Source organism: Paracoccus sp. M683 (assembly GCF_007096355.1).
GTDB lineage: Bacteria > Pseudomonadota > Alphaproteobacteria > Rhodobacterales > Rhodobacteraceae > Paracoccus.
Genome location: NZ_VKDF01000003.1, coordinates 1 through 15,195 on the forward strand (window position 1 = coordinate 1; position 15,195 = coordinate 15,195).

17 protein-coding genes and 1 tRNA gene are annotated in these 15,195 nt (G+C 64.6%); 9 read left to right on the forward strand and 9 right to left on the reverse strand.

The genetic code is table 11. From position 1 onward, the window contains the following. Positions 1-200: 200 nt before the first annotated feature. Positions 201-482, forward strand: a complete 282-nt coding sequence (locus FNJ84_RS04800; protein WP_143791889.1) for a YnfA family protein — start codon at positions 201-203, stop codon at positions 480-482. A gap of 805 nt (positions 483-1,287) precedes the next feature. Here FNJ84_RS04800 and FNJ84_RS04805 read toward each other — a convergent pair. Next, positions 1,288-1,363: transfer RNA gene (locus FNJ84_RS04805), tRNA-Ala, on the reverse strand. Positions 1,364-1,987: 624 nt separating this feature from the next. Next, positions 1,988-2,311, reverse strand: coding sequence for a TIGR02300 family protein (locus tag FNJ84_RS04810; protein ID WP_143791890.1), 324 nt, complete (start codon positions 2,309-2,311; stop codon positions 1,988-1,990). Positions 2,312-2,413: 102 nt separating this feature from the next. On the opposite strand from FNJ84_RS04810, the gene FNJ84_RS04815 reads away from it, so the two are divergent. Further along, positions 2,414-3,100, forward strand: a complete 687-nt coding sequence (locus FNJ84_RS04815) for a M48 family metallopeptidase (RefSeq protein ID WP_370454579.1) — start codon at positions 2,414-2,416, stop codon at positions 3,098-3,100. Between the two features lie 31 nt (positions 3,101-3,131). Continuing rightward, positions 3,132-3,797, forward strand: a complete 666-nt coding sequence (locus FNJ84_RS04820; RefSeq protein WP_143791891.1) for a GntR family transcriptional regulator — start codon at positions 3,132-3,134, stop codon at positions 3,795-3,797. Between the two features lie 118 nt (positions 3,798-3,915). Here the strand turns inward: FNJ84_RS04820 and FNJ84_RS04825 are convergent, their stop codons facing one another. Beyond that, complete coding sequence (locus FNJ84_RS04825) at positions 3,916-4,620, reverse strand: B12-binding domain-containing protein (RefSeq protein WP_143791892.1); 705 nt, start codon at positions 4,618-4,620, stop codon at positions 3,916-3,918. A 142-nt stretch (positions 4,621-4,762) separates the two neighbouring features. On the opposite strand from FNJ84_RS04825, the gene FNJ84_RS04830 reads away from it, so the two are divergent. After that, positions 4,763-5,842: a PA0069 family radical SAM protein gene (locus FNJ84_RS04830; RefSeq protein ID WP_143791893.1), complete on the forward strand. Its 1,080-nt coding sequence runs from the start codon at positions 4,763-4,765 to the stop codon at positions 5,840-5,842. Between the two features lie 84 nt (positions 5,843-5,926). Beyond that, a complete protein-coding gene (locus FNJ84_RS04835; protein WP_143791894.1) occupies positions 5,927-6,289 on the forward strand; it encodes a DUF3461 family protein in 363 nt (120 codons plus the stop codon). A 53-nt stretch (positions 6,290-6,342) separates the two neighbouring features. On the opposite strand, the gene bmt is transcribed toward FNJ84_RS04835, so the two are convergent. The 4 genes from bmt to rpsF form a co-directional block, all read right to left on the reverse strand. Further along, positions 6,343-7,353: a betaine--homocysteine S-methyltransferase gene (gene bmt, locus FNJ84_RS04840; protein ID WP_143791895.1), complete on the reverse strand. Its 1,011-nt coding sequence runs from the start codon at positions 7,351-7,353 to the stop codon at positions 6,343-6,345. 173 nt (positions 7,354-7,526) lie between these two features. Then, positions 7,527-8,111 carry a 50S ribosomal protein L9 gene (gene rplI, locus FNJ84_RS04845; RefSeq protein WP_143791896.1) on the reverse strand — a complete coding sequence of 195 codons (585 nt, stop codon included), beginning with the start codon at positions 8,109-8,111 and terminating at the stop codon, positions 7,527-7,529. Between the two features lie 12 nt (positions 8,112-8,123). Then, the gene (gene rpsR, locus FNJ84_RS04850) at positions 8,124-8,351 is read right to left on the reverse strand and encodes a 30S ribosomal protein S18 (RefSeq protein WP_101751034.1); all 228 of its coding nucleotides are present in this window, start codon (positions 8,349-8,351) and stop codon (positions 8,124-8,126) included. A 14-nt stretch (positions 8,352-8,365) separates the two neighbouring features. Next, positions 8,366-8,776 (reverse strand): 30S ribosomal protein S6, encoded by a 411-nt coding sequence (gene rpsF, locus FNJ84_RS04855; RefSeq protein ID WP_143791897.1) that lies wholly within the window; start codon positions 8,774-8,776, stop codon positions 8,366-8,368. 344 nt (positions 8,777-9,120) lie between these two features. On the opposite strand from rpsF, the gene speB reads away from it, so the two are divergent. From speB to FNJ84_RS04875, 4 genes are all read left to right on the forward strand, one after another. Further along, a complete protein-coding gene (gene speB, locus FNJ84_RS04860) occupies positions 9,121-10,086 on the forward strand; it encodes an agmatinase (RefSeq protein WP_143791898.1) in 966 nt (321 codons plus the stop codon). Between the two features lie 131 nt (positions 10,087-10,217). After that, complete coding sequence (gene prfA, locus FNJ84_RS04865; protein ID WP_143791899.1) at positions 10,218-11,270, forward strand: peptide chain release factor 1; 1,053 nt, start codon at positions 10,218-10,220, stop codon at positions 11,268-11,270. Continuing rightward, the gene (gene prmC / locus FNJ84_RS04870) at positions 11,267-12,091 is read left to right on the forward strand and encodes a peptide chain release factor N(5)-glutamine methyltransferase (protein ID WP_143791900.1); all 825 of its coding nucleotides are present in this window, start codon (positions 11,267-11,269) and stop codon (positions 12,089-12,091) included. The genes prfA and prmC overlap by 4 nt, the downstream gene beginning before the upstream one ends. A 237-nt stretch (positions 12,092-12,328) precedes the next feature. After that, positions 12,329-13,084, forward strand: a complete 756-nt coding sequence (locus FNJ84_RS04875) for a DUF4167 domain-containing protein (RefSeq protein ID WP_143791901.1) — start codon at positions 12,329-12,331, stop codon at positions 13,082-13,084. 245 nt (positions 13,085-13,329) lie between these two features. On the opposite strand, the gene rsmA is transcribed toward FNJ84_RS04875, so the two are convergent. Both rsmA and pdxA read right to left on the reverse strand, forming a co-directional pair. Then, positions 13,330-14,181 carry a 16S rRNA (adenine(1518)-N(6)/adenine(1519)-N(6))-dimethyltransferase RsmA gene (gene rsmA, locus FNJ84_RS04880; protein WP_143791902.1) on the reverse strand — a complete coding sequence of 284 codons (852 nt, stop codon included), beginning with the start codon at positions 14,179-14,181 and terminating at the stop codon, positions 13,330-13,332. A gap of 40 nt (positions 14,182-14,221) precedes the next feature. Then, positions 14,222-15,190: a 4-hydroxythreonine-4-phosphate dehydrogenase PdxA gene (pdxA, locus tag FNJ84_RS04885; protein WP_143791903.1), complete on the reverse strand. Its 969-nt coding sequence runs from the start codon at positions 15,188-15,190 to the stop codon at positions 14,222-14,224. Positions 15,191-15,195 lie beyond the last annotated feature (5 nt).

A 15,195-nucleotide genomic window follows, 5' to 3' on the forward strand; every position in this document is an offset into this window, starting at 1 on the left:
CTCAACTTCATGAAAAGTCTCATCTGATGATCGGTTACATGGCGCCCCGGCACAAAGGTGGGTCTCCCTTCCTGGAAACCACCAGTGTAGCGGGCCGACCGCGATCACAGACCCCGGAACAGGGCGAAGCGGCGGGTGTGTGCCTCCGGTCGGGCTACGCCCTCCCTCCGACACACACCCGCCGCAGAGTCTCATCCTGATTGACGCGGAATCTCATCCTGTTTGTCGCGCCGCAGTTGGGCGCCTCGGCGTTGTGGCTGTTGCCTGGACTTGCCAGTCTGACGGCCTTTGCCTGGTTGCTGACGCTGGCGCCTTCGGACCTCGCGGGGCGGGCCTATGCAGCCTATGGCGGGGTTTATGTCGCGGCCTCGCTGGTCTGGCTCTGGGCGGTCGAGGGCGCCCGGCCGGATCGTTGGGATCTGGGCGGGGCCGTTCTTGTGCTGGCCGGGGCGGGTGTGATCCTGTTCGCCCCGCGCGGCTAGGGTCACGGCGCGATCATCTGGGCATAGGCGCCGCCCGTCCGCAGAAGCAGCAGACCGGCGCATCGGTGCGGTTGTGCCTTCCCTCCATAATTGCCGGATGGGCATGAGGATGAGGCATGGCAGATCCGCGCCGTTCACCCTGTCCCGCGCGCGGCCGAGGTCTTGGTCCCTGGCGGGCCAGCGTCACGCCGGACCATCCTGTCGGGCAATGGTGCCGTCACGCTCTGCCTGTCTCTCGCCGCGTTTGCTGCGCGATCCCGCTTGCTGCATCCCTCTGGGGGGATATTGTTTTCTGAATGAAAGATCATGCCCAACACATGACGCATCCCAGATCGTCAAGCGGCTGAAGCGTGCCGAGGGATATCCGTCCGACGAGGGCCGCCTGATACTGCGGGTTGAAGTCGGCTAAGATGCTGACCTTATGGATAACCTTAAGTTCAGACCACAGGTTGAGTCTCTCTCAGTTGTCGACAAGTGTCGGCGGCGAGCATGGACGGGGGCATCTGTTTAGCCCCTCATGACGCATTTTATTGCCATATTGATTAGACGATGCCTTTTCAGACGTCAGCGGTGCCAGTTCCACATAATCAATCTTGACCTTGGCACGGTTCGCCAATGGGACGCCGGCGCAGGACCCGCCGGCCTCATAATCAGAGGCGATTCCGCTGGTGTTGTCACCGCTCCTATGGCGCGCGGATGCAGCACGTTTTGTAGCAAAAAATGTAGCAAAATGCTACGGCTTCATGGTCGATCAATTGGTAACATATTGAATTTTATATATTTATAAAATACTGTTTGGATAATTTGGTGGAGCCAAGGGGAGTCGAACCCCTGACCTCTTGAATGCCATTCAAGCGCTCTACCAACTGAGCTATGGCCCCACCGGAGGTCTCACGCAGGCATTTCTGCCCGGCGTGTGGAGGGTCGTATAGGGGGGGTGGACCTGGGGTGCAAGCGGAAAATTCGTGATGTGATGCAGAATATGTCAGTCCTCAAATCAAGCCGGGATCGACGCGAAAAAGCGGGCCGCGCTATCCGGGAAATTCCGATGCAAGGGATGGGTCGAAGTCCGGGCCTGCAAGCCGCCGCGCAAGGCGGCAGTGCCCGGTCGGCTAATAGACACGCCGCCATGACCGGGGTGACGAGGACGCAGACTGGCATTGTCGCGAAAGGGTGGGCTTGAGGTGCGACGAACCCTTTTCGCGTCGGGATCAGGCGTTGCGGATATGGGATGGGGCGGTCTGACGGTGCCGGTCTTTAAGGCACGGCCAATGCGGCTGGCCGGCTGATCGGGACGCTGCTGCCCGCCGGGTATCCAAGCCTTCCGATGCCGTGTGGTTCATCGGCTATCGTTGCCGATCCGCCCCTGCGGCGCTGCAAGAAACAAAGCCGCAACAATTTCTTGTTGCGGCTTCATCAGGTCCCGAAATCCGGTATGTGTCACCCTGGGGACCGGCGCTGTCTTTCCTTGGCAGCTTGCCGGCTCGGGCAGCGGACCGCGCGGATCAGTCCTCGTTCTCGTCCGAGACATCGGCGATGTCGTCCAGCGAGACGGCGTCATCGTCGTCGTCCTCATCCAGCAGATCATCATCCAGATCGCCGCTGTCATCGTCATCAAGATCGTCATCCGAATCGATGACATCATCCTGATCGTCAGTGATCTTTGACGACTTTTCAGCCGACAGATTGCGCGAGCGGCCATCTGTCAGGTTTTCGACCGTGAAGGTCGCACCGCAGGCCGGGCAGGTCATCGGGTCGTTCTTCAGATCATAGAAGCGCGTCGCGCAATGCGGACACAGGCGTTTCGTGCCCCATTCCTCTTTGGGCATGGTAATCTCCTTCAGCCGCGATTAGGGAATTCGCATAAATCGGCGTTCCCCTGCCACAGTGCAAGAGGGGTGTCAAAGGCTTTTCTGACAGGATTTTGGACTGTGAGTGCCAGCTTTACCACCAGCGACGGAATACCGGTGATGCTGCGCCGCTCGGCGCGGGCGCGGCGGATGACGTTGCGGGTGGCCCGGCACGGTGGCGAGGTGGTGCTGACGCTTCCCTCGCGCATCCCCGAGGCCGAGGGTCGGGCCTTTGCCGAATCAAAGGCCGACTGGCTGCGGCAGGCGCGGGCGCGAATGCCCGCGGCGCAGCTGGTCGCGCATGGTGCGGTGCTGCCGGTGATGGGGCAGGGGCTGGTGATCACGGCGGCGGCTGTTCGCGCGGTCCGGGTCGAGGACGGTGCCCTGCTGGTGCCGCAGGGCCGCGCTGCGGGGCCGGTTGTGCAAGCCTTTCTGAAGCACCGCGCGCAACAGGCATTGCTGCACAGCTGCACCCGCCATGCCGCCGCGGTCGGCCGGTCGTTCAGTGCGATCGCCCTGCGCGACACCCGCTCGCGGTGGGGCAGCTGCACCAGCGATGGCCGGCTGATGTTTTCCTGGCGGCTGGCCATGGCCCCGCATGAGGTGCTGGATTACGTCGCGGCGCATGAGGTCGCGCATCTGGCCCATATGGACCATTCGCCGCGTTTCTGGGCGGCGGTGGCCCGGCTGATGCCGGATTACGCCCCACGCCGGGCCTGGCTGCGTCAACATGGCGATGGGTTGCTGGCCTGGCGATTCCGCGATTGACCTGACAGGATTTTGTGATCACAAGCGATCCATGGATACGATCACGGATTCCCACCACCGCGCGCCGGGTGCCGAGACGGCCGCGCATGAGCGGCTGTATCGCCAGCTGCGCAGCCAGATCATGCTGGGTGAATTGCCGCCCGGCCAGTCGCTGACCCTGCGCGGTCTTGCGGCGGAACATCACATCTCGATGACCCCCGTGCGCGAGGCGGTGCGGCGTCTGGTGGCGGAAGGTGCGCTGACGCTGTCGGCCTCGGGGCGGATGTCGACCCCCGAGCTGACCGATGAGCGGATCGAGGAACTGGCCGCCCTGCGCGCCCTGATCGAGCCGGAACTGGCGGCCCGCGCCCTTCCGCGCGCGCATTTCGCCCTGATCGACCGGCTGGCGCGGATGAATGGGCAGATCGCCGATGCGGTCGAGCGGCATGACGCGATCGGCTATATCCGCAACAATCTGGATTTCCACCGCACGCTGTATCTGCGCGCGCAGGCGCCGCTGATGCTGGCCATGCTGGAAACCATCTGGTTGCAGCTGGGGCCGACGATGCGGGCGCTGTATGGGCGGGTAAAGCGCAACGAGCCACCGCGCCACCACCGCATGATCCTGGCCGCGCTGCGCGCCGGGGACGAACCGGCGCTGCGTCTGGCTGTCAGGGCCGATGTGACCCATGGGCTGCGACATCTGACCAGCGGCTAGGAAGGGCGGCCGGCTGCCGTTACAGGCGCTATCCGAACGAAAATCGACCGGCCCAACAGCAAACAGGCGGCACGCAGAAACTGCGGCCGCCCGAGCGGTTGCGGAACTGGATCGCTGATCAGGCGCCGCTGGCCAGCAGGTTATGCTTGCGCTTGATGAAATCCTTGGCGGTTTCGACGGCCACGGCAGCATCGCGGCAATAGGCGTCGGCGCCGATGGCGCGGCCGAATTCCTCGTTCAGGGGTGCGCCGCCGACCAGCACGATATAATCGTCGCGGATGCCCTGTTCCTTCATCGTGTCGATCACGACCTTCATATAGGGCATGGTCGTCGTCAGCAGGGCGGACATGCCGATGATGTCGGCCTCTTCCCGCGCGGCGGCTTCAAGGTATTTCTCGACGGCATTGTTGATGCCCAGATCGACGACCTCGAAGCCCGCGCCCTCCATCATCATCGAGACAAGGTTCTTGCCGATGTCGTGGATGTCGCCCTTGACCGTGCCGATCACCATCTTGCCCATGCGCGGCGCGCCGGTTTCAGCCAGAAGCGGCTTCAGGATGGCCATGCCGCCCTTCATCGCATTGGCGGCCAGCAGCACCTCGGGGACGAACAGGATGCCGTCGCGGAAATCGTGGCCAACGATGGTCATGCCGGCGACCAGTGCCTTGGTCAGCACGTCATAGGGCGTCCAGCCGCGTTCCAGCAGGATGTTGACGCCTTCCTCGATCTCTTCTTTCAGACCGTCATACAGGTCGTCCATCATCTGCTGGACGAGATCGTCGTCGTTCAGCTCGGACAGGATGATATCGTCTTCGTCAGCCATGATGCGGACTCCACTTGGTCTTTCCCGCCCTTTGGACGGGTTTTGTCATTTTGAATAGCCAGATTCCGACATTGCCACGCATTCGGGCGACGCATGTGGCAAATCTATGGTCAATGTTCCCTTAATGTTCTAGCATGCACCCATGCTGCCGCCCCGAAACCCCGATGAACGCCTGCGCGCCCGTGGCGCCGATACGCGCCCCGCGCCGCGGTTCGACCGGCTGCGGTCCGAGCGCGAGGCCGATGGCTGGGACATCCCCGAGGACGAGCAGCTGCTGCGCACCCAGATCACCACCGAACAGCCTCGCAGCATCATCACCCGTAACAACAGCCCCGATATTGCCTTTGACCGCTCGATCAATCCCTATCGGGGTTGCGAACATGGCTGCATCTATTGTTTCGCGCGGCCCAGCCACGCCTATCTTGGCCTGTCGCCGGGGCTGGATTTCGAGACGAAGATAACCGCCAAGCCCGATGCCGCCAGCCTGCTGGAACGGGAAATCGGGCGGCGCGGCTATCAGGTCGCGCCGATCGCCATGGGCACCAATACCGATCCCTATCAACCGGCCGAATCCAAGCTGTCGATCATGCCGGGCATCCTGCGGGTGCTGCGTGACTGGAACCACCCGGTCATGCTGGTGACGCGCGGTCAGACAGTGCTGCGGGATCTGGACCTGTGGGCGGAACTGGCGGCGAAATACATGGCGGCCGTTGGTGTGTCGCTGACGACGCTGGACCCTGCGTTGTCGCGCCAGATGGAACCGCGTGCCCCTGCGCCGCAAACCCGCCTGCGGATGATTCGTGAATTGTCGCGTGCGGGCGTTCCGGTCCGGGTCATGGTCGCACCCGTCATCCCGGTGCTGAACGAGCCGGAAATCGAGGCGATTCTGACCGCCGCCCGCGAGGCCGGCGCCACCACCGCCAGCATGATCCCCATCCGCCTGCCGAATGAGGTCGCGCCCCTGTTTCGCGACTGGCTGGACCGGCATCACCCCGGCAAGGCCGCCCATATCATGAACCGCATCCAGGCCATGCGTGGCGGCCGCGACAACGACCCTCGTTTTGGCCAGCGGATGCGCGGGCAGGGGATCGAGGCCGATCTGATGCGCCAGCGCTTTCATCTGGCCCGTGGCAAGCTGGGCTATGCCGACCGGCCGCCGATGCTGGATTGCAGCCGCTTTGCCCCACCGCCCCGGCAGGGCGATCAACTAAGCCTGTTCTGACGTCCTTGTGCCATCTTGATCGGTCTGTCTGCTACCGCTAACGTCAACGGGCGAAATGCGGCAGAATCGACAGGAGGATCGTCCATGTATCCGACTCTGACCCAGATGGGGATCACCAGCCCCGGCGAGATCAGTTCCTACGACTATTTCCAGGATGCCAATGACGAGGATATTCTGCGCATCAAATACCGGCGCAGGCCCGGCTCTTTCCTGCCGGAAACGCGGGTCTATCGTTTTCGCCGGATCGGTGTGGCCGAGGCCGGTGGCGGCACCGAAATCTCGCCCACGCTAAGCGATGCCATTGTCGAGCTGGATGAACTGCTGGCCACCAAGGGCGAGGTCCTGTCGCTGGCCGCGCAGATCGAAGACGCCGTTGCCGCAGCCGAGATGGAGCTGGCCCGCGTTCGCGCGCTGACCCGCAAGATCACCCAGACAACCAGCGGCTGAGGTCAGTCGCGAAGGGGCGCGCAGGCAGATGGCCCGATGCGCCCCGGCGCTGATCAGCCACGCCGGCGGTTGCGCCGCTCGCGGGCGGGACCGGAATCGTCGGTCCCGTCGCTGGCCGAGCTGAAGCCGCCCAGCTTCTCGGCAACCTGTTCCAGCGTCGGACGCTCGCCACGCGGGCGGGTTTCCAAGGCCTCGCGCATGGCGCGCAGGTGATCGGGCATGGTGCCACAGCAGCCGCCGATGATCTTGACGCCCAGGTCCCGCGCCAGCACGGCATATTCGCCCATCAATTCGGGCGTGCCGTCATAATGGATATGACCATGCTCGAACCGGGGGATGCCGGCATTGCCCTTGGCCACGATGGGGCGTTCACTGCCCGAGGCGACAAAGCCCATCACGGTGCGCAACAGATCCGAGGCGCCGACGCCGCAATTGGCGCCATAGGCCACGGGCGCATTGGGCAGCTTCTCGACCATCGCCGACATGGCGGCCGAGGTCAGGCCCATCATCGTTCGCCCGGCGGTGTCAAAGCTCATGGTGCCGACCCAGGGCATGCCGGCCAGATCGGCGGCTTCGGCGGCGGCGCGATATTCCTCAGGCGCACTGATTGTCTCGACCCACAGCACGTCCGCGCCGCCCTCCTTCAGCCCCTCGGCCTGTTCGTGGAACATCTCGACGGCGGCGTTATGGGTCAGGCTGCCCATCGGCGCCATGATCTCGCCGGTGGGGCCCATGCTGCCCGCCACAATGACCGCGCGACCCGAAGCATCGGCAATCTCGCGGCCCAGTTCGGCGGCGACGCGGTTCAGCTCGCGCACGCGATGCTGCGCGTTATGCAGCTTCAGCCGGCTGGCATTGCCGCCGAAACTGTTGGTCAGGAACAGATCCGAACCGGCATCGACTGCGCCCTTGTACAGCGCCCGGATCTTCTCGGGCTGATCCACGTTCCACAGCTCCGGCGGCTCGCCCGCCGACAGACCCATGTTGAACAGGTTGGTGCCCGTGGCCCCGTCGGCCAGCAGCCAATCGCGTTCCGCCAGCATCCGGCTCAGCGCGTCACTCATCATCGGTCCCCTCGATTGGCCTTTCCCATGCTGTTTCATGGGCAAGGCGGCAGGTCAAATTCATTGTCCTCGCCCTGAACATAAGACAGCTTCAAGTCATTTAAAGAAAACGCCGCGCCGATTTCTCGACGCGGCGAAAGATCAGTGGGCCGCCGGAAAGAGGCCCGGCAGAATCAGCGGTCGTCGCCGTCCTGATCGTCATTGGCCGCACCGATTTCGTCGAACAGCTCGGCGATCTCGAACTCTGCCTCGGCATCGGCTTCGGCGGCCAGTTCCTGAATCGACTTGCCTTGCGCCTGCAACTCGGCCTCTTCGGTCGAGCGGGCGATGTTCAGCGTAACCGTGGCCTCGACCTCGGGGTGCAGCACGACGGTGACGTCATGCAGGCCCAGTTCCTTGATCGGGCTGCCCAGCACGACCTGTTTGCGGTCGATCTGGTGGCCGGCATCAGCCGCGACGGTTTCAACATCGCGCGGCGTAACCGAACCATAAAGCGCCCCGGCATCGGAAGCCGAGCGGATCACGACGAATTTCAGGCCGTCCAGAGTGGCGGCGATCTTTTCGGCATCGGCGCGCGATTCGGCGTTGCGGGCCTGAAGATCGACCTTGCGGGCCTCGAAGGCGTCGATGTTCGCCTGGCTGGCGCGCAGCGCCTTGCCCTGCGGCAGAAGGTAGTTGCGGGCATAGCCCTCTTTCACCTTCACGACTTCGCCCATCTGGCCCAGCTTGGCCACACGTTCCAGCAGGATGACTTGCATCGGTCTTCCTCCTTACTTCACGGCGTAGGGCAGCAGCGCAAGGAACCGCGCGCGCTTGATGGCCTGGGCCAGCTTGCGCTGGTTCTTGGCCGAAACGGCGGTGATGCGCGACGGCACGATCTTGCCGCGTTCGCTGATGTAACGCTGCAGGGTCCGGGTGTCTTTATAGTCGATCTTGGGGGCATTCTCGCCACCGAACGGATCGACCTTGCGACGGCGGAAAAACGGTTTGTTCGCCATTGTCTCAGATCTCCTTAGCTGCGCTCGCGACGTTCGCGGCGTTCACCGCCACGGTCGCCGCGATCACCGCGGTCGCCACGATCACCGCGGTCGCCACGCTCGTCACGCTTCTGCATCTGCACCGAGGGGCCTTCCTCGTGCTCATCGACGCGCACGGTCATCACCCGCATCACATCGTCATGCAGACGGGCCAGACGCTCCATCTCCTGCACGGCGGCCGAGGGCGCGTCGGTGCGCAGATAGGCGTAATGCCCCTTGCGGTTCTTGTTGATCTTGTAGGCGAGGGTGCGGACACCCCAATATTCGTTCTCGATGACCTTGCCGCCATTATCGGCCAGCACGGTCGAGAAATGTTCGATCAGCCCTTCGGCCTGCGTATTCGACAGGTCCTGGCGGGCGATCAGCACATGCTCGTACAGCGGCATGGGCAGATCCTTTCTCGTCTCGGGCGCGCTTCAACGGCGGGTCAACCCTTCCGCGCCCCGCCACGAGAGGCTGCGCCGGTTTCGCAATATGCGGAAGGATGCGGACTTATAGCGGCGATCGCTGCGATTGCAAGGCGATTCGGGCGCTTGGTTGACCATGCCTGCCACGCAGCGGGATTTTAGTGTCCGCCCCCCCCATCAGCCGTGTCCAAATATCCGCGGGGGGACCGGCCTGAACAGGCCGGGCGGGGCGGCAGCCCCATCTTGCGGTGTTTCATTGCATAGGGACGCGCCGCGCGCCACAATCCGTCCTGCGCCGGTTTGCAGCCGGCAACGGAGGGAACATGTCGCTGGAAGATGCAAAAAATCAGGTCGATCAGGCCTTTACCCGCAACGATCCGCGCGGGCTGTCCTTCGAGAACGCCTTTGGCGGTGCTACCAGCTTTCTGCGGCGGCGATACAGCAAGGATCTGAAGGGGGTGGATCTGGCCGTGACCGGCATTCCCTTCGATCAGGCCGTGACCCACCGGCCCGGCACCCGCTTTGGCCCCCGCGCCATCCGCGAGGCATCGACCCTGCAACCCTATGATCCGCCCTATGGCTGGGGTTATGATCCACTGGCCCTGCTTAATATTGTCGATTATGGCGACATGGCCTTTGACTATGCCAATACCCGCGAAGTGCCGGCCCGGATCGAGGCGCATCTGGGCGCCATCCTCGATGCCGGCGCAGCACCGGTCACGCTTGGCGGCGATCATTTCATCACCCTGCCGATCCTGCGTGCGGTGGCGGCGCGGCGCGGGCCTGTGGCACTGATCCAGTTCGACGCCCATTCTGACACATGGGTGGATGACGACCCCGACCGGATCGACCATGGCACCTTTCTCTACAAGGCGATCCGTGAGGGAGTTGTCGATCCCGGGGCCAGCGTGTCGGTGGGCATTCGCACCGAAAATCCCGACACATTGGGCGTGACCATCCTTGACGCCCCTTCGGTTCACCAGGATGGCGTCGCCGCCACGCTGGCGCGTATCCGGCAGGTGGTGGGTGAACGCCCAGTCTATATCACCTTTGACATCGACGCGCTTGACCCGGCCTTCGCGCCGGGCACGGGCACGCCGGTCTGGGGCGGGCTGGCATCCTGGCATGCAGCGGCGCTGCTGCGCGGATTGGCGGGGCTGGACCTGATCGGCGGCGATGTGGTCGAGGTCTCTCCTCCTTATGACACGACCGGGGCGACGGCCATTGCGGCTGCCCATGTCGCGATGGAACTGATCGCGCTTTACGGCTGGACGCGGCGCGGCGGTTAGTCCCGGGCCGGGTTTGCGTCCCGCGATGGCCGGGGGGGCTGTCTGCCCCCCGGACCCCCCGAGGATATTTGCATCAAAGCGAGGGGCGCTTGCGTCTTGTCGCCCCGCATCGGCGAGGGTAAGGCCAAACCATGTTGCCAGAAGACCGCCTTGCCCAGATCACCCAGCGTTTCGAGTTTCTCGAAGCGCAGCTGAATGCCGGCGCCGCGCCGGACCGGATCGCCAGCATCAGCCGCGAATATGCCGAGTTGAAGCCGGTGGTCGATGAAATTGCCTTATGGCGCGGGGCGCGTGACGGGCTGGCCGAGGCCGAGGCCATGCGTGCCGATCCCGAGATGCGCGAGCTGGCCGAGGATGAGATCGCTCGCCTGACCGCCGAGCTTCCCGAATTGGAGCAGCGCCTGCGGATCGCGTTGTTGCCGAAGGACGCGGCTGACGCCCGCCCGGCCATCGTCGAGATCCGTCCCGGCACCGGCGGCGACGAGGCGGCGCTGTTTGCGGGTGATCTGCTGGCGATGTATCGCCGCTATGCCGAAGCGCAGGGCTGGAGTTTTCAGCTGCTGGATCTGACCGAGACCGAGTTGGGCGGGGTGAAAGAGGCCGTGGCCCGGATCGAAGGCGAGGGCGTCTTTGCCCGGCTGAAATATGAATCGGGCGTGCATCGGGTCCAACGGGTGCCGGAGACGGAAAGCGGCGGGCGTATCCATACCAGCGCTGCGACCGTGGCCGTGCTGCCAGAGGCCGAAGGGGTTGATATCGACATTCCTGCCAGCGACATCCGCATCGACACGATGCGCGCCAGCGGCGCTGGCGGTCAGCATGTGAACACCACCGATTCGGCGGTGCGGATCACCCATCTGCCGACCGGGATTGTCGTGACCAGCTCGGAAAAATCGCAGCATCAGAACCGGGCCAATGCCATGGCGGTCCTTCGTGCGCGGCTGTATGATGCCGAGCGGATGCGCGCGGATGCCGAACGCGCCGCCGATCGCAAAAGCCAGGTGGGCAGCGGCGATCGTAGTGAACGTATCCGCACCTATAATTTTCCCCAGGGCCGGATGACCGATCACCGCATCAACCTGACGCTTTATGCGTTGGACCGGATCATCCAGGGGGATCTGACCGAGATGATCGACGCATTGATCGCCCATGATCAGGCCGCGCGGCTGGCCCAGCAGGAATGACCTGGGCCGAGTTGCTGGGCCGGGCTGTGGCCGTTCTGCGCGAGGTTGGGATCGAGGGCGCCGAACGCGATGCGCAGCGGCTTGCCGATCATGTTCTGGGGGGGGCAGGCCGGTTCCGACTGTCGGCCGGGGACAGTCCCGATACCGGGCAGCAGGCCCGCTTTGGGGCCGCCATCGCTGCCCGTGCCGCGCGTCAGCCGGTCAGCCAGATCATCGGGCGTCGAGCCTTCTGGAAGCATGACTTCCACGTCACGCGCGATACGCTGGACCCGCGACCTGACACCGAAACACTGATCGAGGCGGCATTGGCGCTGCCCTGGAACAGCCTGCTGGATATGGGGACGGGAACCGGCGCGATCCTGATTTCGCTTTTGGCGGAACGGTCGGGCGCCGAAGGTCTGGGCACCGATATTTCGGCTGCCGCGCTGGAGGTGGCACGGGGCAACGCCCGGCGAATTGGCGTCGAGGCCAGGTTTCAGCAGGCGGACTGGTTTGATGGGGTCGAGGGGCGTTTCGACCTGATTCTGTCTAACCCGCCTTATATCGCGCTGGCCGAGATGGCCGGGCTGGCCCCCGAGGTGCGCGATTGGGAACCCCATCTGGCCCTGACCGACGGGGCTGACGGGCTGTCGGCCTATCGCGTGATTGCGGCAGGGGCCGCGGCCCATCTGACGCCGGGGGGGCATGTGCTGGTCGAGATTGGTGCGGCTCAGGCCGAGGATGTGGGCAGGATCTTCGTCGATGCGGGGGGCGAGGTGCGGGTTTTGACAGATCTTGATGGGCGAAATCGCGTCGTTCTGGTGCGATTTCCGGCGAAATAGCGCCAAAAACCGGGTGTTCGGCAAGAATTTGTGCACTTTGCCCTTGTATCAGGGGTGGCAGCATGTTTAGTCGGTTTTGTGACGGGGGCGCGGCGCGCCAACGCACGGGTCAGCCTGACATGACGCAATGCTGAAATGGGGAATTTCCCCCCGCCCGGTTCGGGCAAGCAGTGATACAGATGCGGTCGGACGACCCCCACCATTTCCAGACGGACAACTGGACTGACTGACAGACAGATGAGATCATCCAAATCCCGTTCGCGCAACAAGTCGAACCGCCAGCGTACGCTGGGTAACATCGTTAACCGGGTCTTTGATTCCTCGGGCCCCGAGGGCAAGGTGCGCGGCACCCCGCAGCAGATCATCGACAAATATCTGACGCTGGCGCGTGACGCGCAGCTGTCCAATGACCGGGTGGCCGAGCAGAGCTTTCTGCAACATGCCGAGCATTACACCCGCATGCTGGGCGAGGCTCAGCGTGAGCAGGCCGAGCGGCAGGCGCAGAACCAGCAAAATCAGCATCAGGGCAATTATCGTCAGAATGGCGATGACGACCGCGACGGCTTTGGCCGGGGTGGCCAGGATCAGGGCCAGCCTCAGCCTCAGCACCCGCCGCAAAATCAGCAGCAAAATCAGCCGCAGGCCGGGCAGATTCGCCATGATCAGCAGGCGCAGGTGCAGGACGGCGATACCGGGCAGCCGGCCGAGGCCGAACGTCATCAGGGTCGGCCGGCGCGCGCGCCTCGGGCCGAGGTGCCGCCCCAGCAGGGCGGATTGCCGGATGTGCTGGCCGATGATGCCGAAGGCACTGACAGCGAATTGGTTGAAACGCCCGAAAGCCAGCCCAAGCCGAAGCCCAAGCGTGCGCGGACCCCGCGCACCGAGGGGCAGGCGGCCGCGACCCCCCGCAGCAATGCCGGTCGCGGCCGGCGCAAGGCCGATCCGAAGCCTGATTCCGGCGCGGCTGCGGCCGATCCTGCCGAGCAATCCTGAGGGCCGGACAGGCTTTGGTCAGAAAACCGGGGACGGGCCGCGATGATGCGGCGCGTTTTTCTATGTGGATGTCCTGATTTTTCCCGGCAGGATCGGTACGTTGGGTCCGGCATGGCGACGCTAGGATGGGAATGCCGGCAATGGTGCCGAAAGCTGGACCCTAAAGCTGGACCCTGTCGATCATTCCACCAGTCTTGACCGGGGCGCCGGGTCGCCGGGTCGCCATAAAGCTGGGTTTTGCTGCGTCAGTCGCCCTGTGCCGTGGCCAGCAGGCGGGCCAGGGCGCAGAAACGTTCCAGGTCGATTTCCTCGGCGCGGGCTGTGGGCGGGATGCCGGCGCTTTCCAGCAGCGTTTCAATATCCGGGTGCAGGCCACGCAGCGACGCGCGCAGCATCTTGCGGCGCTGATTGAAGGCCGCGGCGGAGACCCGTGACAGGACCGCCGGATCAGCGGGAAAGCGGGGCTGGGGCAGGGCGGTCAGTTGCACCACTGCCGAATGGACTTTGGGCGCGGGCACGAAGGCCTCGGGCGGCAGGGTCATAACGATCCGCGCATCCGCGCGCCATTGCGCCAGCAGGGCCAGCCGGCCATAGGCCTTGCCGCCGGGTTTGGCGACGATACGCTCGGCCACCTCTTTCTGGAACATCAGCGTCAGCGATTGCCAGAAGGGCGGCCAGGCCGGCGGCGTCAGCCAGCGGATCAGCAGTTCCGTGCCCACGTTATAGGGCAGGTTGGCGGCGATGCGGATCGGCGGCGTCAAATGCGCCAGCGGGTCGATCTCAAGCGCGTCACCATGGATGACGGTCAGCCGGCCCGGATAGGCCTCGGCGATTTCGGCCAGCGCGGGAAGGGCGCGCGCGTCCTTTTCGATGGCCAGCACATGACGGGCGCCTTCGGCCAGCAGGCCACGGGTCAGGCCGCCAGGGCCGGGGCCGATTTCCAGCACATCGGTGCCGGACAGGTCACCGGCCTGACGGGCGATCTTGGCCGTCAGGTTCAGGTCCAGAAGAAAGTTCTGGCCCAGTTGCTTCTTCGCCCGAAGCTCGTGCCGGGTGATGACATCACGTAGCGGGGGCAGGCCGTCGATCGTGCTCATGGCCGCCGCGCCGGATGGGTATTTGGACGAGAAAGAAACATCATGCGCCGCGCTTTGATGCCATGTCGCGGGCCATGCGCAGGGCGGCGATGGTCGAGGCGGGGTCGGCGCGACCCTGGCCGGCAATGTCGAAGGCGGTGCCGTGGTCGGGTGAGGTGCGGATGAAGGGCAGGCCAAGCGTGACATTGACACCGCCGGCGAAATCCAGCGTCTTGATCGGGATCAGCGCCTGATCGTGATAGGCGCAGATGGCCGCGTCATAGGTCGCGCGGGCCGGGGCGTGGAACATCGTGTCGGCGGGCAGCGGGCCGGTCAGGGCCATCCCCTCGGCGCGCAGCCGGTCCAGCAGCGGGCGCATCCAGTCCCGTTCCTCGCGGCCCATGGTTCCGCCTTCGCCCGCATGGGGGTTCAGCCCGGCCACGGCGATGCGCGGGGTCGGGATGCCAAAATCGCGGATCAGTGCGGCATGGGTGATGCGGATGGCCTGTTCCAAAGCGTCAGGTGTCAGGGTGGTGGGGACCTGCGACAGCGGGATATGGATCGTTGCCGGCACCACCCGGCAGGGTGGCGTCACCGTGGTCGAGGCCAGCATCATCGCGACGGGCAGATTGCCGGCCAGATGGGCCAGATATTCGGTATGGCCGGGAAAAGCGAATCCCGCGCCTTCCTTCAGCGCCTGCTTGTTGATGGGCAGGGTGCAAATGGCGGCGGCCTTGCCTTGCATCACCAGATCGACGGCGCGCGCGATCACCTCGATCACGCCGGTCGCATTGGCGGGATCGGGGCGGCCGGGCAGCGTGGGGGCGGCGAAATCATGGCGCAGCACCGGCAGTTTACCCGGCGCAGCCCGCGTGTCGGCGGTCGCGATCTCTGCCCAGTCAGTGCCGGCTGGCAAATGGCGCGGATCGCCCATCCAGACGAAGTCGACGCCCGAATCCAGCGCCAGCGGGGCCAGTTCGGGTCCGATGCCGGCCGGCTCGCCGCAGGTCAGGATGACGCGCCCGCTCATCTGTA